The organism is Bacillus sp. REN16, assembly GCF_020731355.1.
In the GTDB taxonomy this organism is placed as follows: Bacteria; Bacillota; Bacilli; order Bacillales; family Bacillaceae_L; genus Ferdinandcohnia.
The window spans coordinates 301,769-320,678 of sequence record NZ_JAJFZK010000002.1 but is presented as its reverse complement, the minus strand read 5'-3'; the positions used below and the strand labels follow the sequence as shown (position 1 = coordinate 320,678).

18 protein-coding genes and 1 tRNA gene are annotated in these 18,910 nt (G+C 39.5%); 14 read left to right on the top strand and 5 right to left on the bottom strand.

The features are described from left to right. The first annotated feature begins 25 nt into the window (after positions 1-25). A complete protein-coding gene (trxB, locus tag LKW28_RS03475; protein WP_229138936.1) occupies positions 26-970 on the top strand; it encodes a thioredoxin-disulfide reductase in 945 nt (314 codons plus the stop codon). A 36-nt stretch (positions 971-1,006) separates the two neighbouring features. On the opposite strand, the gene norA is transcribed toward trxB, so the two are convergent. After that, the gene (norA, locus tag LKW28_RS03470; RefSeq protein ID WP_229138935.1) at positions 1,007-2,197 is read right to left on the bottom strand and encodes a multidrug efflux MFS transporter NorA; all 1,191 of its coding nucleotides are present in this window, start codon (positions 2,195-2,197) and stop codon (positions 1,007-1,009) included. Between the two features lie 82 nt (positions 2,198-2,279). On the opposite strand from norA, the gene LKW28_RS03465 reads away from it, so the two are divergent. Beyond that, positions 2,280-3,113 (top strand): MerR family transcriptional regulator, encoded by an 834-nt coding sequence (locus LKW28_RS03465; protein WP_229138934.1) that lies wholly within the window; start codon positions 2,280-2,282, stop codon positions 3,111-3,113. 79 nt (positions 3,114-3,192) lie between these two features. Here LKW28_RS03465 and LKW28_RS03460 read toward each other — a convergent pair whose 3' ends face one another. Then, positions 3,193-4,506: an aspartate aminotransferase family protein gene (locus tag LKW28_RS03460; protein ID WP_229138933.1), complete on the bottom strand. Its 1,314-nt coding sequence runs from the start codon at positions 4,504-4,506 to the stop codon at positions 3,193-3,195. A 529-nt stretch (positions 4,507-5,035) separates the two neighbouring features. Between LKW28_RS03460 and LKW28_RS03455 the strand changes: the two genes are divergently transcribed. The 5 genes from LKW28_RS03455 to LKW28_RS03435 all read left to right on the top strand — a co-directional run bounded on the left by LKW28_RS03455 (position 5,036) and on the right by LKW28_RS03435 (position 8,759). Beyond that, entirely contained in the window at positions 5,036-5,494 is a 459-nt protein-coding gene (locus LKW28_RS03455) for an NUDIX hydrolase (RefSeq protein WP_229138932.1), read from the top strand. 20 nt (positions 5,495-5,514) lie between these two features. Further along, positions 5,515-6,405: an RNase adapter RapZ gene (gene rapZ / locus LKW28_RS03450; RefSeq protein WP_229138931.1), complete on the top strand. Its 891-nt coding sequence runs from the start codon at positions 5,515-5,517 to the stop codon at positions 6,403-6,405. Beyond that, positions 6,405-7,376, top strand: coding sequence for a gluconeogenesis factor YvcK family protein (locus LKW28_RS03445; RefSeq protein ID WP_229138930.1), 972 nt, complete (start codon positions 6,405-6,407; stop codon positions 7,374-7,376). The genes rapZ and LKW28_RS03445 overlap by 1 nt, the downstream gene beginning before the upstream one ends. Positions 7,377-7,421: 45 nt before the next feature. Further along, on the top strand, positions 7,422-8,363 hold the full coding sequence (gene whiA / locus LKW28_RS03440) for a DNA-binding protein WhiA (protein WP_229138929.1): 942 nt from the start codon (positions 7,422-7,424) through the stop codon (positions 8,361-8,363). Between the two features lie 138 nt (positions 8,364-8,501). Further along, positions 8,502-8,759 (top strand): HPr family phosphocarrier protein, encoded by a 258-nt coding sequence (locus LKW28_RS03435; protein WP_229138928.1) that lies wholly within the window; start codon positions 8,502-8,504, stop codon positions 8,757-8,759. A gap of 42 nt (positions 8,760-8,801) precedes the next feature. Here the strand turns inward: LKW28_RS03435 and clpP are convergent, their stop codons facing one another. The 3 genes from clpP to LKW28_RS03420 form a co-directional block, all read right to left on the bottom strand. Then, the gene (gene clpP, locus LKW28_RS03430) at positions 8,802-9,395 is read right to left on the bottom strand and encodes an ATP-dependent Clp endopeptidase proteolytic subunit ClpP (RefSeq protein ID WP_229138927.1); all 594 of its coding nucleotides are present in this window, start codon (positions 9,393-9,395) and stop codon (positions 8,802-8,804) included. Positions 9,396-9,685: 290 nt separating this feature from the next. Beyond that, positions 9,686-9,757 (bottom strand) — tRNA-Arg (locus LKW28_RS03425). 1,049 nt (positions 9,758-10,806) lie between these two features. Then, entirely contained in the window at positions 10,807-10,983 is a 177-nt protein-coding gene (locus LKW28_RS03420) for a hypothetical protein (protein WP_229138926.1), read from the bottom strand. 203 nt (positions 10,984-11,186) lie between these two features. Here LKW28_RS03420 and rpoN point away from each other — a divergent pair, with 203 nt between their 5' ends. From rpoN to gpmI, 7 genes are all read left to right on the top strand, one after another. Then, entirely contained in the window at positions 11,187-12,491 is a 1,305-nt protein-coding gene (gene rpoN / locus LKW28_RS03415; RefSeq protein WP_229139053.1) for an RNA polymerase factor sigma-54, read from the top strand. A 26-nt stretch (positions 12,492-12,517) separates the two neighbouring features. Continuing rightward, the gene (locus LKW28_RS03410) at positions 12,518-12,760 is read left to right on the top strand and encodes a glutaredoxin family protein (protein ID WP_229139052.1); all 243 of its coding nucleotides are present in this window, start codon (positions 12,518-12,520) and stop codon (positions 12,758-12,760) included. 193 nt (positions 12,761-12,953) lie between these two features. Then, positions 12,954-13,973, top strand: coding sequence for a sugar-binding transcriptional regulator (locus tag LKW28_RS03405; RefSeq protein ID WP_229138925.1), 1,020 nt, complete (start codon positions 12,954-12,956; stop codon positions 13,971-13,973). A gap of 49 nt (positions 13,974-14,022) precedes the next feature. Then, complete coding sequence (gene gap / locus LKW28_RS03400; protein ID WP_229138924.1) at positions 14,023-15,030, top strand: type I glyceraldehyde-3-phosphate dehydrogenase; 1,008 nt, start codon at positions 14,023-14,025, stop codon at positions 15,028-15,030. Between the two features lie 189 nt (positions 15,031-15,219). Beyond that, positions 15,220-16,404: a phosphoglycerate kinase gene (locus tag LKW28_RS03395; protein ID WP_229138923.1), complete on the top strand. Its 1,185-nt coding sequence runs from the start codon at positions 15,220-15,222 to the stop codon at positions 16,402-16,404. 167 nt (positions 16,405-16,571) lie between these two features. After that, complete coding sequence (tpiA, locus tag LKW28_RS03390) at positions 16,572-17,339, top strand: triose-phosphate isomerase (RefSeq protein ID WP_229138922.1); 768 nt, start codon at positions 16,572-16,574, stop codon at positions 17,337-17,339. Next, positions 17,332-18,864, top strand: a complete 1,533-nt coding sequence (gene gpmI, locus LKW28_RS03385; protein ID WP_229138921.1) for a 2,3-bisphosphoglycerate-independent phosphoglycerate mutase — start codon at positions 17,332-17,334, stop codon at positions 18,862-18,864. The genes tpiA and gpmI overlap by 8 nt, the downstream gene beginning before the upstream one ends. Positions 18,865-18,910: the final 46 nt, after the last annotated feature.

The following is an 18,910-nucleotide window of genomic DNA, read 5'->3' as shown; positions in this document are numbered from 1 at the left end:
CATGGAAGTAAGGAGAGACGAAAAAATGACGGAAGAAAAAATTTATGATGTCATTATTATCGGTGCTGGACCAGCAGGTATGACTGCAGCGGTCTATACTTCTCGTGCAAACCTATCTACATTAATGCTAGAGCGCGGGATCCCCGGGGGTCAAATGGCCAACACAGAGGAAGTGGAAAACTATCCAGGCTTTGACCATATTTTAGGTCCTGAGTTATCCACAAAAATGTTTGAACACGCGAAAAAATTCGGTGCAGAATATGCATATGGTGATATAAAAGAAGTAATCGATGGTGAAGAATATAAAACAATTGTGGCAGGCAGCAAAGAATATAAAGCTCGTGCGGTAATCATCTCAACTGGTGCTGAATATAAGAAAATTGGGGTACCAGGTGAAAAAGAACTTGGTGGCCGTGGGGTTTCTTATTGTGCTGTATGTGATGGCGCGTTCTTTAAAAATAGAGAGCTCGTTGTAATAGGTGGCGGAGACTCAGCGGTTGAGGAAGGCGTCTACTTAACTCGTTTTGCTTCTAAGGTAACAATTATTCACCGTCGTGACGAGCTACGTGCGCAAAAGATCCTGCAACAACGTGCATTTGATAACCCTAAGGTGGACTTCATCTGGAATCACACAGTGAAGGAAATCCATGAAAAAGATGGTAAGGTAGGTAGCCTAACTCTTGTGAATACACAAACTGGTGAGGAAACAGAGTTTGGCGCTGATGGTGTATTCGTATACGTTGGAATGCTCCCACTTTCAAAACCATTTGAAAGCCTGGGCATCACAAACGAGAACGGTTATATCGAAACAAATGAACAAATGGAAACGAAAGTACCTGGCATTTTTGCAGCAGGTGATATCCGTGAAAAAACACTACGTCAAATCGTTACAGCTACTGGCGACGGAAGCATCGCTGCCCAGGCAGCTCAAAGCTATATCGAAGAATTGATGGAAAAAATAAAAGCATAAATACGAAAACACCTCCATGGCGGAGGTGTTTTTTTGCTAATTAGCTACACTAGCCTTAACCTTATTCACTGTTTTTGCTTGCTGCTTCCAAAATAAAGTTAAAACAATCCCCAGAGCAAGGATAACTGTTGCAAAATAGTAGGGATAATTAAGGTCTATATCGAATAACATTCCACCAAGAATGGGTCCACTCACATTTGCCAAACTTGTAAACATAGAGTTCATTCCACCGGCCCAGCCCTGTTCATTTCCAGCAATATTTGAAAGATAAGAAGTAACCGCCGGTCGGAATAAATCAAACCCCACAAATAGAATAAAGGTAACGAGTAATATCGAAAAATACGAATGGACAACGGTCATTAGAAAGACAAGTAATGCGGATAAAAGTAAGCTGTAACGAATCAGTTTTATTTCACCCCAAATTCGGGTTAGCCGATCAAACAGCAGCACCTGAGATACGGCACCGAAAATGGCGCCACCGGTAATCACAATGGCTATATCGGATGGTGTAAATTGAAATTTGTGATCCACAAATAAACTAAAGAACGATTCAAACGCAGCCAAACCAAACGAGGCAATAAAAATTAATATAAACGCAATGAAATATTTTGGAGCAAAAATACGCTTGGCTCCAATTTGATCTTCTGAAGGTTGTTCATTATTTTCAGTTGCACGCTCAGGTTCAGAAATCAAAATAATGGTTAGAATGGCAGCTATTGTTCCAAGTGCACCAGCAAAGAAGAATGGTGTACGGGTTCCAAATTCCGCCAGAAATCCACCGATACCTGGACCAATAATAAATCCTGTACTAATTGCAGCTGACATATAACCGAGCGCTTTCGGGCGAGTTTCCAAAGTTGTAATATCAGCAATATAAGCAGTAACACCCGGCATAATGAATGCAGCACTTACCCCACCTAATAGGCGTGAAATAAATAATATTTCGATATGCTTGCCAAGCCCAAATAATAACTCTGAAAAACCGAAAATAAATAAACCAAGTACAATCATAATTTTTCTTCCGTATTTATCTACAGCTTTTCCTGCAATTGGTGAAACAAGTAATTGGGAGATTGCAAAAGCGGCAGTTAGATAACCAACCGTAGTACCACTTATATTTAATTCATCCATCAGCGTTGGAAAGACCGGAATGACAAGACCAATTCCCAAAAAGGCAATGAATAAATTCATTAATAATAACCCTAATGTCAATTTATAAGACTTCATTTTATATTCTCCTTATCAAAACTTTACTGTTATTATCCTAGTGTATATAGTAACTATATAGTCAAGGATGGTGATGTAAAAAATGAATGAAAAAAATGTAAAGTTTTTAACGACAGGTGAATTTGCAAAGCTATGTAAAGTGAACAAACAGACACTCATTTATTACGATCAAATTGGTCTGCTGTCTCCGATATTTAAAAATGAAAAAGGGTACCGTTATTATTCAATCAATCAAATTGAGCTTTTCTATGTGATTGATTTATTGAAAGATCTAGATATGTCGCTGCACGATATTCAGCAATACACGCAAAATAAATCTCCCGAAAGCTTCTTGACTTTGATGTATCTGAAAAAAGAAGAGATCGTGAAAAAACGCCAGGAAATTGAAATGAAGGAAAAACTGATTGAAACTAAAATAGCCTTAATGGAGGAGGCCTCACAACTGGACTTTTCCAAAATCACACTCGAGCACTTACCAGAAGCAGCCCTCTATTTAAGCAGAAACATTGAAGACATTACCGATGAAGAATTTATAGAGGTGATTACAGAATTTATTGGGGAATTGAATGAGTCACAGCTTGATACAGGATATCCGATAGGTGGAATAATAAAACGGGAACAAGTCTTAAAAGGAGAATTCTCCAGATATAGTTATTTATATATAGAACAACCGCATCTAAAGGAAGGATATCCATATTTTCAAGCTGTAAAGGGTGATTTTCTGATTGGATATCATATTGGAGAAGATAAAACAATCCATCATACATACAAGAAACTTCTTTCAGAGATGGAACGCTTAGGTTTAGCTTTAGGGGATTATGTTTTTGAAGAATATGTTTATGATACAGTTGTAAAGAATCAAAAGGAACAGTATATTACTAAAATTATGATGCAGGTAGAAAGAAATACACTCTAGTAAATGCAATAAACCTATCCACATGTGAATAACTTGAATGAAAAAACCGCCTATCTGAAAAGGCGGTTTTTGACTTTACTTACACACTCCGTTCAACCCTAAAAATCGCGTGATGAAGCATTTCAATCAGTAGCTCGACTTCTTCTTTTTTGATACAAAGTGGAGGTGCAAAGACAAGGGTGTCCATTCCGTCAAATACGACCGAACGACAGATTAGCCCAATTTTTGCAGCCTCATTCACGATTCTTGGGGCAAGAGGTCCTTTTACATGCTGTGGGGTATTGATTTCAACAGCGCCCATGAGCCCCAATGCACGAACATGACTGACGAGACTTGATTCACCCTGAATCCAAGAAAAGCCAGCGAGCATTTTCGCCCCCATTTTCGCTGAATTTTCTATTAATCCTTCATTTTCAACAATCTCAATATTTTTCAACGCAACCGCACATGCCATCGGATGACCACTATACGTATATCCGTGTAAAAGTGTACCGGAAGAAAGCTCTTTTAAACTTTCAAAAATAGCTTCAGATAGGACAACTCCGCCTAGCTGGGCATATCCGCTTGTTACCCCTTTAGCAAAACACATCATGTCAGGCACTACACCGTAATGATCAACTCCGAAGTATTTCCCTGTCCGTCCAAATCCGGTGATCACTTCATCGGTTATCCATAAAATATTGTATTCATCGCATATCTCCCGAACTTCTTGAAAATAGCCATCTGGTGCGATATGAACACCGCCTGCCCCTTGAACCGGCTCTGCAATAAATGCAGCAATTGTTTCCGGTCCCTCATCCTCAATCGTTCTTCGTAAGTCCTCTGCTGACAAATTATCGGTATGATAAAAGTCAGGTGCTAATGAGTTTGTAAAATCCCGGAATGGCTTCAACCCTGTTGCGCTCGTTGACCCCATTGCCACCCCATGATAGGATTTTTTTCGAGAGATGATTTTCTTTTTCTCAGGGCTTCCCCGTAAAATCCAGTAATGCCGCGCTAACTTATAGGCCGTATCATTTGCTTCTGAACCACCGGAGGTAAAGAAGGTGGTTGATAAGGTGCCTGGTGAAATTTCCGCAATCTTTGCTGCCAGCCGAATTGCAGGTTCATTGCTAAACGTTGCAAAGCATGAGCTAAATGCGAGCTTGTTCATTTGCTCCATCGCCGCTTGTCCCAATTCACTCCGCCCGTGTCCAATATTGACATTCCATAATGAGGACATGCCGTCAAGCACCCGTTTCCCATTTACATCCTCAAGAAAGACACCTTCTCCTTTTGTAAAAATAAATGCAGGACCAAGATCCTGCTGTTGCCCGATCGGTGAGGTCGGATGTAAAAAATGTTTCTGGTCAAGCTCAATCAATTCCTGGCGCACCATCAATTTTTCGTTCATTTCCATTCCTCCTACGTTCATTTGGCTGTAACTAAAATATATGCAAAAAGTTCAAGCTTCTGAACAAAGAAAAAGTAAACAAACTAGTCCCATCAGTATTTATTTCTTCAAAGTAAATTTAAAACAAAAAACGTAATTTTGTTTTAACCCTCCTGTAACACGAGTGAAATATATTTTGAGTATGATAATAGTAGTAATTGACCCCCTTTTTATAAATAGATTTATTTTGGGCACAGGGTATATCCACTGTGCCCCCTTTTTTTGCCCATTTTTAGATTAATGGTATCGTTGTCCAGCTCCAGGCACCATCGGCTCGAGGTCATAAGCCAATCGCTTCGGAAGGTAAAGTGCACCTTCTGTCAGCGCTCGTCTTATGCTTGTCGCCGATAGGCGGGTGCCTTGCGCATTTCTTTTAAACAACATGAAAATCTTGTTCGTTGTGAGTACCTGTTAGAAATAGTATAATAATAACAATAAGATTGCTTACAACGGTCTACCTATATAAAGACCGACTTGGGGTGAAAAGAAAGTGCAAAGAGTAACAAATTGCGTAGTACGCAAAGATAATAAAGTATTGCTTTTACAAAAGCCACGCCGCGGGTGGTGGGTTGCACCCGGAGGGAAAATGGAACCGGGTGAATCTATTCGTGACTCCTGTATCCGTGAATACCGCGAGGAAACAGGATTGTATCTTAAAAATCCTGACATTAAAGGTATTTTTACATTTATTATTAAAGAAGGCGATAAGGTAACCTCTGAGTGGATGATGTTTTCTTTTTTAGCAAATGACTTCGAAGGAGAAAATGTCGACGAATCTGAAGAGGGAATCCTGAAATGGCAGGATATAAAAGAGATCCCGAATTTGCCAATGGCCCCTGGTGATTATCATATTTTGGATTACGTACTTAAAGGTTCCGGGGTCATTTATGGAACATTTACATATACACCAGATTTTCAATTACTTTCATACCGATTAGATCCTAGTTAGAAAGGGAGGCAGGCAAAACGATGAGTGTTGGATCAACAAATGAAATACAATTAGTGATAATAACGGGAATGTCAGGCGCTGGAAAAACGGTTGCCATTCAAAGCTTTGAGGATTTAGGGTATTTTTGCGTAGATAATCTACCCCCAACCTTACTTCCCAAGTTTCTGGAGTTGATGAAGGAATCTGGCGGAAAAATGAATAAGGTTGCACTCGTGATGGACCTGCGGGGCCGTGAATTTTTTGATAGCTTATTCTCGTCTCTCGATGAGCTTTCAGAAGTTTCGTGGATTGCGCCGCAAATCTTATTTCTTGATGCAAAGGATACAACCCTTGTTACACGATATAAGGAAACAAGACGTTCGCATCCGCTTGCTCCAACTGGTTCGCCACTTGAAGGCATCCAGGCAGAACGGGAAATCCTTGAAGAGATGAAAGGGAGAGCCCAGTATATTTATGATACCTCTGGTTTGAAGCCAAGAGAATTACGCGAGAAAATATTAAAGCAATTCGCATCCCAATCACGGCCCACTTTTACAGTCAACGTGATGTCGTTTGGATTTAAATATGGTATCCCGATTGATGCTGACCTTGTGTTTGATGTGCGCTTTCTGCCAAATCCACATTACATCGAGGCGATGCGACCGAAGACAGGACTTGATGAGGATGTTTCAAGCTATGTATTAAAATGGACCGAAACTCATAAGTTTATTGAGAAGGTAACCGACTTACTTGCATTTATGCTTCCACAATACAAGCGTGAAGGAAAGAGTCAGCTTGTCATTGCAATTGGTTGTACAGGCGGACAGCACCGATCTGTTACACTTGCTGAATATATCGCAAAATATTTCAAGGATGATTATCAAACCCATGTTTCTCACCGCGATATTGAGAGGAGAAAGGAAAGAAAGTAATGACCAATCCAAAACAGCCTAAGATTGTCATCATTGGTGGAGGAACTGGCCTTTCCGTACTTTTACGAGGGTTAAAATATCAGCCCGTTGATATTACAGCAATTGTAACGGTTGCGGACGATGGAGGATCTTCCGGCCGTCTTCGTAATGAGATGGATATACCGCCACCTGGTGATATCCGAAATGTATTAGCTGCCTTATCAGATGTGGAGCCATTAATTGAGGATTTGTTCCAGCATCGGTTTGCAGGTGGAAATGGCTTATCCGGTCATTCTCTTGGGAACCTGATTCTTGCGGCAATGACAACGATAACTGGTGACTTTGTTCACGCAGTTGGTGAAATGAGTAAAGTCCTAAAAGTTAGAGGGAAAGTTCTCCCTGCGGCTAACAAAAGCGTAGTTTTAAATGCTGAAATGGAGGACGGCACAGTAGTTACAGGTGAGTCCAAAATTCCATACTCCGGTAAGAAAATAAAACGTGTTTTTTTAACACCGGATGATGTAGAGCCATTGAACGAATCAATTGAAAAAATACAACAAGCAGATATGATTGTCATTGGACCCGGCAGCCTATACACTAGTATTTTGCCAAATTTACTTGTACCACAAATTGGCGAAGCGGTTATCAAGGCAAATGCGAAAAAAGTATATATTTGTAACGTGATGACCCAGGCAGGGGAAACCCTCAACTTTACCGCTAGTGACCATGTGCAGGCCTTATATGATCATATGGACTTAAAGTTTATAGATACAATACTGGTCAATGATGGTGATATTCCGGAGCATATCAAGGAAAAATATGCAAAAGAGCTGGCAAAGCCAGTTGTCTACGATTTAGAAAGACTATCTACTTTAGGTTTATCGATCATTAATGATAAAATTATTTCATACGACGACAACGTAATCAGGCACGACACAACAAAAGTGGCAAATCTATTATATGATATGCTTTTAAAAGATAAAAAAGGGTGATTGAAATAATCACCTCTATGATATTAAAAAAGGAGGGTGGAACCTGTGTCATTTGCATCAGAGACGAAAAAAGAACTGACAAACCTAGACATCAAAGATTGCTGCGCAAAAGCCGAGCTTTCCGCTTTGATCCGAATGAATGGCGCACTTTCCTTCTCCAACCAAAAAGTAGTGGTCGACATCCAAACGGAAAATGCCGCTATCGCGAGAAGAATTTATACATTGCTGAAAAAATGCTATAATGTAGGGGTTGAGCTCCTCGTTCGAAAAAAAATGAGACTTAAGAAAAACAATGTGTATCTTGTTCGACTGATTGAGGATGCAAAGGATATATTAGAAGATTTAAAGATTTTTGATGGATTCTCATTAAGACAAGAGATTTCCTCCGAATTAGTTGCCAAGAAATGCTGCAAACGCTCCTATTTACGCGGGGCTTTTTTAGCAGGAGGCTCAGTAAACAACCCTGAAACATCCTCGTACCATCTTGAGGTTTTTTCATTATATAAAGAACATAACGATTCACTTTGTGAATTAATGAACGTTTTTGATCTCAACGCAAAAACATTGGAACGCAAAAAAGGCTTTATAACCTACCTAAAAGAAGCGGAAAAAATTACGGAATTCCTAAACGTGATCGGTGCCCATCAGGCATTACTTCGGTTTGAGGACGTCCGTATTGTTCGTGATATGCGAAATTCTGTAAATCGCTTGGTAAACTGTGAAACGGCAAACTTAAATAAAACGATTGGTGCATCCATTCGTCAGGTTGAAAATATCCGATATATAGATGAAACAGTCGGTCTGGGCATTCTGCCTGATAAGTTAAGAGAAATTGCCGAGCTTCGGGTTGCCTACCAGGATGTCACTTTAAAAGAATTAGGTGAAATGGTCACATCCGGACAAATCAGTAAATCCGGGATTAACCATCGCCTTCGAAAAATTGATGAAATTGCCGACAAGCTTCGAGCAGGGCAATCCATTAAGTGAGCGAACTGCTCACTAGGTCAAAAATAAAGCGCTGTCATTTTGAAACCTTTTGGGTTCCATAAACGTAAGAATAGGAAATTACTTTTAAAAAAACAGACACAACTTAAGAATTACACACAAATTTGAGGAGGAAGAAAAATGGTTGAAAGACATGTTGAGGTAGTATTAAGAACGGGATTGCAAGCACGTCCAGCAGCGATGTTCGTACAAGAAGCAAATAAATTTTCTGCGGACATCTTCTTACAAAAGGATGGAAAAAAGGTAAACGCAAAAAGCATTATGGGCTTAATGAGCTTAGCGGTTGGCACTGGCACAACAGTTACCTTAATTGCAGAAGGACATGATGAAGAAGCTGCAGTTGAAGCATTAGCTGAATTTGTACAAAAAGAAGCATAATAAAATCCTCTCACGACAAAAGTGAGAGGATTTTTTGTAGTCTTATTTAGCGTTGTCTTGTGGATACATGACTTTGTCGATTAATCCGTATTCCATTGCTCTTTCAGCTGTCATAAAGTTATCGCGGTCTGTATCTCTTTGAAGAACTTCCAAAGGTTGGCCAGTTCGCTCTGATAAAATTTGGTTTAGCTTTTCACGTAGGAAAAGAATACGTTTAGCTGCGATTTCAATTTCAGTTGCTTGCCCTTGTGCACCACCAAGTGGTTGGTGAATCATTACTTCACTGTTTGGAAGCGCAAAACGCTTGCCTTTTTCACCAGCAGCAAGTAAGAAAGCACCCATTGATGCAGCCATGCCGATACAAATAGTAGAAACTTTTGGCTTGATGAATTGCATAGTATCATAGATCGCCATACCAGCTGTAATGGAACCACCTGGGCTGTTGATGTATAAAGATATATCTTTCTCAGGATCCTCAGCTGCTAAAAACAATAACTGAGATACGATTGAGTTTGCAACATTATCGTCAATCGCACTTCCAAGCATGATAATACGGTCTTTTAATAAACGTGAGTAGATGTCATAGGCGCGCTCTCCACGGTTTGTTTGCTCAATAACTGTAGGGATTAAATTCATTTAACTTCCTCCTTCAATCAAAATAAAAACTTGATATGTATTTACATCATACAATTAAGGTCAGTAAAGGTCAAACATTTCGCTTTACTAACTTATACTATTCTACAAACGTTTATCCCATACCTTTTTAGGAACGGAAAAAAACAAAATTTCATACGTAATCCATCTTACCCGATTTGGGGAGATTTAAACATATATCTTTTGAGCAGGAAGAAACAGGGGCACGGTTCTAGTGTTTTCGATATAGAAAAAACCCGTTTCTATTTTGGTAGAAACGGGTTTCCATGTAGCGCCCTCGGCAGGATTCGAACCCACGATAAGAGAACCGGAATCTCTTGTGCTATCCACTACACTACGAGGGCATGTTTATATGTAAACTGCACTCATCATTATAGGATACAACCTATATGAATGCAAGAATTTAATTTTAGGTTAGCGCTAAAGTTTTATGATTGATGCCCAAAGTTATGTGGAAATTGTAAACTTATATTCTGTGAACCATGACGATAAATTTGTTCATGTTTTAGGAAAAAAGCGGAAAAGGCCATTGCATAAACCTTGGATATGAAAGCACTACTGGATAAATCTTGAAAAAGCCATGGCATATACCACGTATATGATTACACTATTGGATGGAAAAGGAAAAACCTATATAATAAGCCCATTATATGAAAGCACTATTGGATAAATCTTGAAAAAGCCATGGCATATACCACGTATATGATTACACTATTGGATGGAAAAGGAAAAACCTATATAATAAGCCCATTATATGAAAGCACTATTGGATAAATCTTGAAAAAGCCATGGCAAATACCACGTATATGATTACACAATTGGATGGAAATGGAAAAACCTATATCATAAGCCTATTATATAAAAAGACTATTGGATAAATCTTGAAAAAGCCATGGCAAATACCACGTATATGATTACACAATTGGATGGAAATGGAAAAACCTATATCATAAGCCTATTATATAAAAAGACTATTGGATAAATCTTGAAAAAGCCATGGCTATACCGCATATATGATTACACTATTGGATAGAAATGGAAAAACTGATATCATAATCCCATTATATGAAAGGACTATTGGATAAATCTTGAAAAAGCCATGGCATATACCACGTATATGATTACACTATTGGATGGAAAAGGAAAAACCTATATCATAAGCCTATTATATAAAAAGACTATTGGATAAATCTTGAAAAAGCCATGGCATATACCGCATATATGATTACACTATTGGATGGAAAAGGAAAAACCTATATCATAAGCTCATTATATAAAAAGACTATTGGAAAAACCTTCAAATAGCCATAAGATACCCCCATTTAGCGCCCATTCTATTCCAATCAAACAAAAAGTGGTATACCGCAGCCCTGCCGATATACCACTTCTGCCTTTAGTTATCCTTATACCCCAATGTTCCATCATACACATCTTCGTCAACCGGATTCACAGCCCACATCGTTTGGATGGGATCAAACTCCGATGCAAACTCTTCGTTATTTTTACTCTTTTTTGCTTCGTCCAATGTTCCAGTAATAGGACCGGTGTACATGATTTCATTCTTTTTCAACAATAATCACCTCTTTAAGGTAGATTCTTTCAAAAAATGTATAAAAATGCGTGCTAAAATTTAACTTTTTCGATACGATAGAAGTAAGATAAAATAAAACATATAACTTCTGCCGAACAAGGTTTTCAAAATGATGAACAAAAAGTAACCGCTTCCATTTTCAGGTGAACAATTTAATGGAAAGGGGGAACCCTTGGGTGAATATGCAAACGGGACTTTTCCAACAGCAATCTTTAAAGCTGGTCATGACAAAGGAATTAACGCAGGCTATCACACTTTTACAATACTCCACTTTGGATTTGACTAAATTTCTAGAAGAGCAAACATTAGAAAATCCCCTAATTGAAGTTAAATCAGCAGATTTTGAACGACCTAAAAAAACGAAGGTGACAAAAGATACGTATACCAACCCAATTGATTATATTGGCCAAAAAGAAACAACCTTATATGAGCATTTGCTAACTCAGCTTTCTTATACAAAAATGTGCAAAACGAGAAAACGGACGATTGAGTACATTATCCAGCTGCTTGATACGAATGGCTACTTGTATTTTCCGGAAGAAGAAATTGCAAAGGATCTGAATGTCGATATAGAAACCGTTGAGAATGCGATTTACTTTATTCAAGGTTTAGATCCGATTGGGGTAGGTGCAAGGTCTTTACAGGAATGTTTGTGCCTGCAATTGAAGGCACTCCCGAACCGAAATGGATTAGCTGAAATCATCGTGCAGGACCATTTTGAACGATTTGCTGAGAAGTCCTGGAAGGAAATCGCGAAAGAACTAAATGTAAAGCTTTTTGATATTCAACAAGTATTTGACTATATCCAAACGCTTCAACCAAGACCAGGTGCTGTCTTTCAAGGCGGGGAATCACAGTACATTGTTCCTGACTTCGATATTCAGGTTGAAGACGGAGCAGTCACAATGAGCATGCAAGACTCATACCTTCCGAAGGTTTCGTTGAACATCCAATATTACCAGCATTTTTTAGAGGAGAAGGATTCCCAAACAAAGTCTTATCTTCAGGAAAAAGTGGACCAATGCCAATGGATTATGAGAAGCCTGGAACAACGAAAATTGACATTAAAAAATGTGATGAATGAAATTATTAACCGGCAACTGGATTTTTTTATAAAGGGACCGGCTCATTTAAAACCGCTGATTATGAGTGAGGTTGCGGATGTTCTTGAAATTCATGAATCAACCGTTAGCCGAGCAGTTAAGGATAAATTTGTGCAAACGCCATTTGGGATTTTTGAAATGAAATATTTTTTCAGCCGAAATATCCAAACAACAGGGGAAGTCGACACATCCTCAACACAAGTAAGAAATATAATGAAACAGATGATTGATGTGGAAAATAAACAAAAGCCTTTGTCAGACCAGGAAATTGTCAGTATACTTGAAGAGGAACATGGTATTCTTGTATCGAGACGAACAATCGCAAAATACCGTGACCAATTAAACATACCGTCCTCAACAAAACGAAAACGGTATAACAAGTAGAATGGAAGTGCGACAAGTTGAATCGTATCCAAGTAACCATGTATTCAAAGGAAAATTGCTCTCTTTGTATAAAAGCGAAAAAAATGATAGAAGAACTAAGCGAGGATTACCCTTTAGATCTTCACGAAGTAGATATTTACAAGGATGATGAACTTCTCGAAAAATATCAAATCATGATTCCGGTTATCGAAATTGATGGAAACGAAGTGGAGTACGGGATTATCCATAAAGAGACGATCCAAGAGTACTTGAGGAATATAGAAAAATGATAGCGTTTTACCTAAACTGCCTAAAAAAATAGGCAGTTTATTTATTGATTTATTATAAAAGTATTGTTACTATTATAAATGTAGCTGGCGATATTATATTTTTATGAGTTGTTTTTTTTTACTGTAAGCGGGACATAATATGTCACACCGGGACAAAAGCAGTCCCTTATGGTAAAAAGGGGAAATGAAAAAAATGAGTTCAATCATTGAGGTACAACAGAAATTATTGCCTGATTTGCTCGAGGTTATGCAAAAACGCCATGAGATCCTCAAATACATACGACTAATGCAGCCGATAGGAAGAAGGAATCTTTCAACGAGCCTTGGTCATAGTGAGCGTGTCCTCCGCGGAGAGGTTGAGTTTTTAAAGAAACAAAACCTTGTGGACTTTAGCATTGCTGGCATGAGCTTGACGAAAGAGGGCGCAGAGCTTTTAAAAGACCTCGAGGATGTCATGAAGGAAGTTTTAGGTTTAAAGGTTTTAGAATCGAAACTTAAGGAGAAGTTAAAAATAAAAGAAGTGATTGTCGTTTCAGGCGACAGTGACACTACTCCTTGGGTGAAAAAAGAAATGGGAAGAGCTTGCGTTTCAAGAATAAAGCAAAGGCTTTTCGGAGAAAATATCGTCGCAGTTACTGGTGGTACAACCCTTGTTGAGGTGGCAGAAATGATGACCCCGGATTCAAAAGGGCGGAGCATTTTATTCGTTCCTGCAAGAGGCGGGTTAGGAGAACGAGTGGAAAATCAAGCAAATACAATTTGCGCCAAGATGGCTGAAAAAGCCTCAGGGGATTACCGACTTCTACATGTACCAGATGTTGTAAGCAATGAAGCGTACCACTCATTTATAGCGGAACCATCGATACGAGATGTCCTGAATTTGATAAAGTCATCAAGTATGGTTGTTCACGGAATAGGGGACGCTATTACAATGGCAAAGCGTCGTAAAACAGATGGAAATGATATGAATAAAATCATTGAATCTCGTGCAGTCGCAGAAGCCTTTGGGTATTATTTTGACGAAGATGGGAAAGTCGTCCATCGGGTTCAAACAATTGGCATCCAGCTTAGTGATCTTCCCGCAATCCATGATGTGATTGCAGTGGCTGGCGGAGCTTCGAAGGCAATTGCCATCAAAGCATACTTAAAGCAAGCACCAGAAACTCTATTAATTACAGATGAAGGTGCAGCAAAAGAGTTAATAAAGGGGTAAACACTACTCCCTTTCTATATTGTTTCACATACAAAAGGAGGAAATCAAAATGGCAGTAAAAGTTGGTATTAATGGTTTTGGACGTATTGGTCGTAACGTATTACGTGCGGCACTAAACAATCCAAATGTTGAAGTAGTGGCAGTAAATGATTTAACAGATGCAAACATGTTAGCACATCTATTAAAGTATGACACTGTTCACGGTGTTCTTAATGAAGAAGTATCTGTTAATGGAAATAATATCGTTGTTGATGGAAAAGAAATCATCGTTAAAGCTGAACGTGACCCAGCTCAACTTGCTTGGGGAGACCTAGGTGTTGAAGTTGTAATTGAATCAACTGGTCGTTTCACAAAGCGTGCTGACGCTGCGAAACACTTAGAAGCTGGTGCGAAGAAAGTAATCATTTCTGCTCCTGCAACTGATGAGGACATCACAATCGTTATGGGTGTTAACCATGACAAATATGATGCAGCAAGCCACAACGTAATTTCAAATGCTTCTTGTACTACTAACTGCTTAGCACCATATGCAAAAGTTTTAAATGAAAACTTTGGAATTAAGCGTGGTATGATGACAACTATTCATTCATACACAAATGACCAACAAATTCTTGATTTACCACATAAAGACTACCGTCGTGCTCGTGCGGCAGCAGAGAACATCATTCCAACTACTACTGGTGCAGCAAAGGCTGTTTCTCTAGTATTACCTGAACTTAAAGGTAAATTAAATGGTGGAGCTATGCGTGTTCCAACTCCAAACGTGTCACTTGTTGACTTAGTAGCTGAATTAGAAAAAGACGTAACTGTTGAAGAAATCAACGCAGCACTACGTAAAGCTTCTGAAAATGAATTAAAAGGTATCATGGGTTACAGCGAAGAACCACTTGTATCTTCTGACTACAATGGTAATGCTAATTCTTCAACTATCGATGCACTTTCTACAATGGTTATGGAAGGCAACATGGTTAAAGTTATCTCTTGGTATGACAACGAAAGCGGATATTCTCACCGTGTAGTTGACCTTGTAGATTACATCGCATCAAAAGGTTTATAATTTTACAATTTTGATTAGTGTAACACATTGGTCAAACAGTAAAACACGGTGTTCTTGGAAACCTAAGTAACATTCACTATAATAGAACTTGCGAAGGGGAGGGATTGTTCCCTTCCCTTTTTGATGTTTACCACCGTCCTAAAGTGGTCGGTAAGCTTGAACTAATTACATAGAACGGAGGCCTTCCCAATGAATAAGAAATCAGTAAGAGATATTGATGTGAAAGGCAAGCGAGTTTTCTGTCGCGTCGATTTTAATGTTCCGATGCAGGATGGTCAGGTTACTGACGAAACTCGTATTCGTGCAGCCTTACCAACAATCGAGTACCTTCGTAATGAAGGGGCAAAGGTCATTTTAGCGAGCCACCTTGGTCGTCCAAAAGGTAAAGCCGTAGATGAGCTTCGCTTAGATCCAGTTGCCAAACGACTAGGCGAGCACTTAGGAATCGAAGTTCGCAAAACAAATGAAGCTTACGGTCCAGAGGTTGAACAAGCTATTTCAGAAATGAACGAAGGCGATGTTCTTTTAATAGAAAACGTTCGTTTCTACCCAGGTGAAGAGAAAAATGATCCAGAGCTTGCAAAACAATTTGCTGCACTAGCTGATGTTTATGTAAATGATGCTTTTGGAGCTGCGCACCGTGCACATGCTTCAACAGCTGGTATCGCTGAACACTTGCCAGCAGTTGCAGGATTCTTAATGGAAAAAGAAATCGAAGTATTAGGCAAAGCACTTTCAAATCCAGAACGTCCTTTCACAGCGATTATCGGTGGAGCAAAGGTTAAGGATAAAATCGGTGTCATCGAAAACCTATTAGATAAGGTAGATAACTTGATCATTGGTGGAGGTCTTGCTTATACATTCGTAAAAGCACAAGGTCATGAAATTGGTAAATCTCTACTAGAGGCCGACAAAATTGACTTAGCTAGCGAATTCATGAACAAAGCAAAAGAAAAAGGTGTTAACTTCTATATGCCTGTTGATGTAAGAGTAGCAGACGACTTCTCAAATGATGCTAACATTAAAATCGTTCCGATCAATGAAATTCCAAGTGATTGGGAAGCGCTTGATATCGGACCAAAGACAGCTGAGATTTATAGTGATGTAATTTCGAAGTCTAAGCTCGTCATTTGGAACGGACCTATGGGTGTGTTTGAATTAGATGCTTTTGCAAATGGAACTAAAGCCGTTGCACAAGCTCTAGCTGATTCACCTGACACATACTCAATCATCGGTGGCGGTGACTCTGCTGCTGCAGTTGAAAAATTCGGTCTTGCTGATAAAATGAGCCATATCTCAACTGGTGGCGGAGCATCTTTAGAATTCATGGAAGGTAAAGAGCTTCCAGGAGTCGAATTACTTAACGATAAATAAAATTTTGGTGCTAACTTGCACCAATGTCTAGTTCCAGGCGCCATCGGCTCGAGGTCATAAGCCAATCGCTTCGGAAGGTAAAATGCACCTTCTCCCAGCGCTCGTCTTATGCTTGTCGCCGATAGGCAGGCGCCTTGCACTTTTCTATTCGAAAGGGATGGTGAAACATGAGAAAGCCAATTATTGCAGGAAACTGGAAAATGAATAAGGTTCTTTCTGAATCCGTTCAATTTGTAGAAGAAATCAATGGTCTAATTCCATCACCAGATAAGGTTGATTCCGTCGTTTGTGCGCCAGCACTTTTCTTAGAGCGTCTTGTAGCAAACGTAAAAGAAGGAAACAAGACCCTCAAAATTGGTGCTCAAAACATGCACTTTGAAGAGAGCGGAGCATTTACTGGTGAAATCAGTCCGGTAGCATTAAGAGACTTAGGTGTTGACTATGTCATTCTTGGTCACTCTGAGCGCCGTGAAATGTTCGCTGAAACAGATGAAACAGTTAATCAAAAAACACTAGCTGCATTTGCTCATGGACTAATTCCAATCGTCTGCTGTGGTGAAACATTAGAACAGCGTGAGGCAGGTCAAACGAATGACCTAGTAGGAACGCAAATCGAAAAAGCATTAGCAGGTCTTACAGCTGAACAAGCGAAGGAAGTTGTTATTGCTTACGAACCAATCTGGGCAATCGGAACAGGTAAATCTTCTTCCGCACAAGATGCCAACGAGACTTGTGCACACATCCGTAAAGTGGTTGCAGAACAATTCTCACAAGATGTGGCAGATGCTGTTCGCATCCAGTACGGTGGCAGTGTAAAACCAGAAAACATTAAGGAATACATGGCACAGTCAGATATCGATGGTGCATTAGTTGGTGGAGCAAGTCTTGATGCTTCCTCTTTCGTTAAGCTTTTGGAGGCAGGTAGCAATGAGTAAGTCACCAGTTGCACTTATCATCTTAGATGGATTCGCCTTTCGTGATGAAGTGAAGGGGAATGCAGTCGCACAAGCAAACAAACCAAACTTTGATCGCTATTGGAACAAATACCCGCATGCAACATTACAAGCTAGTGGTGAGGCAGTTGGTTTACCTGAAGGTCAAATGGGGAATTCAGAGGTAGGACATTTAAATATCGGCGCAGGCCGTATTGTCTACCAAAGCTTAACCCGTGTGAATGTTGCAATCCGCGATCACGAATTTGAAAAAAATGAAACCTTCCTTGCTGCAATGAAGCATGTGAAGGAACAAGGTACAGCTTTACATCTATTTGGTTTACTATCTGATGGGGGTGTACACAGTCACATTGACCACCTTTTTGCATTATTAAAGCTTGCTGCTTCAGAAGGTATTAAAAAAGTGTATATCCACGGATTCTTAGATGGAAGAGACGTTGGTCCACAAACCGCGAAAATCTATCTGGAACAGCTTGATGATAAAATCAAGGAATATGGTGTTGGTGAAATTGCAACCTTGTCTGGCCGTTATTATTCAATGGATCGCGACAAGCGTTGGGAGCGCGTTGAAAAATCATATCGTTCAATGGTTTACGGGGAAGGTCCTACATATAAAAATGGATTTGAACTTGTTGATGACTCCTATGCAAACGGGATCTATGATGAATTCGTATTACCTTCAGTTATGGTAAAAGAAGACGGTTCACCGGTTGCAACCATTCAAGACAATGATGCTGTGATTTTTTATAATTTCAGACCGGACCGTGCCATCCAAATTTCGAACACATTCACAAATGACGATTTCCGTTCATTTGACCGTGGACCTAAGCATCCGAAAGACTTATTCTTTGTATGTTTAACTCACTTTAGTGAAAGTGTTGATGGATATGTGGCATTCAAGCCAACAAATCTAGATAACACATTAGGAGAAGTCCTTTCACAAAATGGATTAAAACAGCTTCGCATTGCCGAAACTGAAAAATATCCTCATGTTACCTTCTTTATGAGTGGTGGCCGTGAACAGGAATTCCCTGGTGAAACACGAATCTTAATCAATTCACCAAAGGTTGCAACCTACGATCTTAAGCCGGAAATGAGCGCTTATGAGGTAAAGGATGCACTTCTAAAAGAAATTGCAGAAGATAAGCAAGATGCAATTATCTTAAACTTTGCAAATCCAGATATGGTCGGTCACTCAGGAATGCTTGAGCCAACGATCAAAGCAATTGAAACGGTTGATGAGTGCTTAGGGGAAATCGTCGATGCCATCCTAGCAAAAGGTGGCGCAGCGATTATTACAGCTGACCATGGTAACTCTGATGAGGTTGTGACCCTTGAAGGACAGCCAATGACCGCACATACGACAAACCCTGTACCAGTGATCGTTACCAAAGACGGATTAGCTTTAAGGGAAGACGGAAAATTAGGAGACCTAGCACCAACTATGCTTGATCTTTTAAATGTCAAAAAATCCGCTGAAATGACCGGAATTAGCTTAATAAAGTGAAACTTCATTCAGTGGGGCCCCGCTGAATGTTAGTTGAGGCCCATAC

Excerpts from the sequence above, each read along its gene's own strand:
- trxB (WP_229138936.1), top strand. The coding sequence starts at position 26 with ATGACGGAAGAAAAAATTTATGATGTCATTATTATCGGTGCTGGACCA.
- norA (WP_229138935.1), bottom strand. The coding sequence starts at position 2,197 with ATGAAGTCTTATAAATTGACATTAGGGTTATTATTAATGAATTTATTC.
- LKW28_RS03465 (WP_229138934.1), top strand. The coding sequence starts at position 2,280 with ATGAATGAAAAAAATGTAAAGTTTTTAACGACAGGTGAATTTGCAAAG.
- LKW28_RS03460 (WP_229138933.1), bottom strand. The coding sequence starts at position 4,506 with ATGAACGAAAAATTGATGGTGCGCCAGGAATTGATTGAGCTTGACCAG.
- rapZ (WP_229138931.1), top strand. The coding sequence starts at position 5,515 with ATGAGTGTTGGATCAACAAATGAAATACAATTAGTGATAATAACGGGA.
- LKW28_RS03445 (WP_229138930.1), top strand. The coding sequence starts at position 6,405 with ATGACCAATCCAAAACAGCCTAAGATTGTCATCATTGGTGGAGGAACT.
- LKW28_RS03435 (WP_229138928.1), top strand. The coding sequence starts at position 8,502 with ATGGTTGAAAGACATGTTGAGGTAGTATTAAGAACGGGATTGCAAGCA.
- clpP (WP_229138927.1), bottom strand. The coding sequence starts at position 9,395 with ATGAATTTAATCCCTACAGTTATTGAGCAAACAAACCGTGGAGAGCGC.
- rpoN (WP_229139053.1), top strand. The coding sequence starts at position 11,187 with ATGCAAACGGGACTTTTCCAACAGCAATCTTTAAAGCTGGTCATGACA.
- LKW28_RS03405 (WP_229138925.1), top strand. The coding sequence starts at position 12,954 with ATGAGTTCAATCATTGAGGTACAACAGAAATTATTGCCTGATTTGCTC.
- gap (WP_229138924.1), top strand. The coding sequence starts at position 14,023 with ATGGCAGTAAAAGTTGGTATTAATGGTTTTGGACGTATTGGTCGTAAC.
- LKW28_RS03395 (WP_229138923.1), top strand. The coding sequence starts at position 15,220 with ATGAATAAGAAATCAGTAAGAGATATTGATGTGAAAGGCAAGCGAGTT.
- tpiA (WP_229138922.1), top strand. The coding sequence starts at position 16,572 with ATGAGAAAGCCAATTATTGCAGGAAACTGGAAAATGAATAAGGTTCTT.
- gpmI (WP_229138921.1), top strand. The coding sequence starts at position 17,332 with ATGAGTAAGTCACCAGTTGCACTTATCATCTTAGATGGATTCGCCTTT.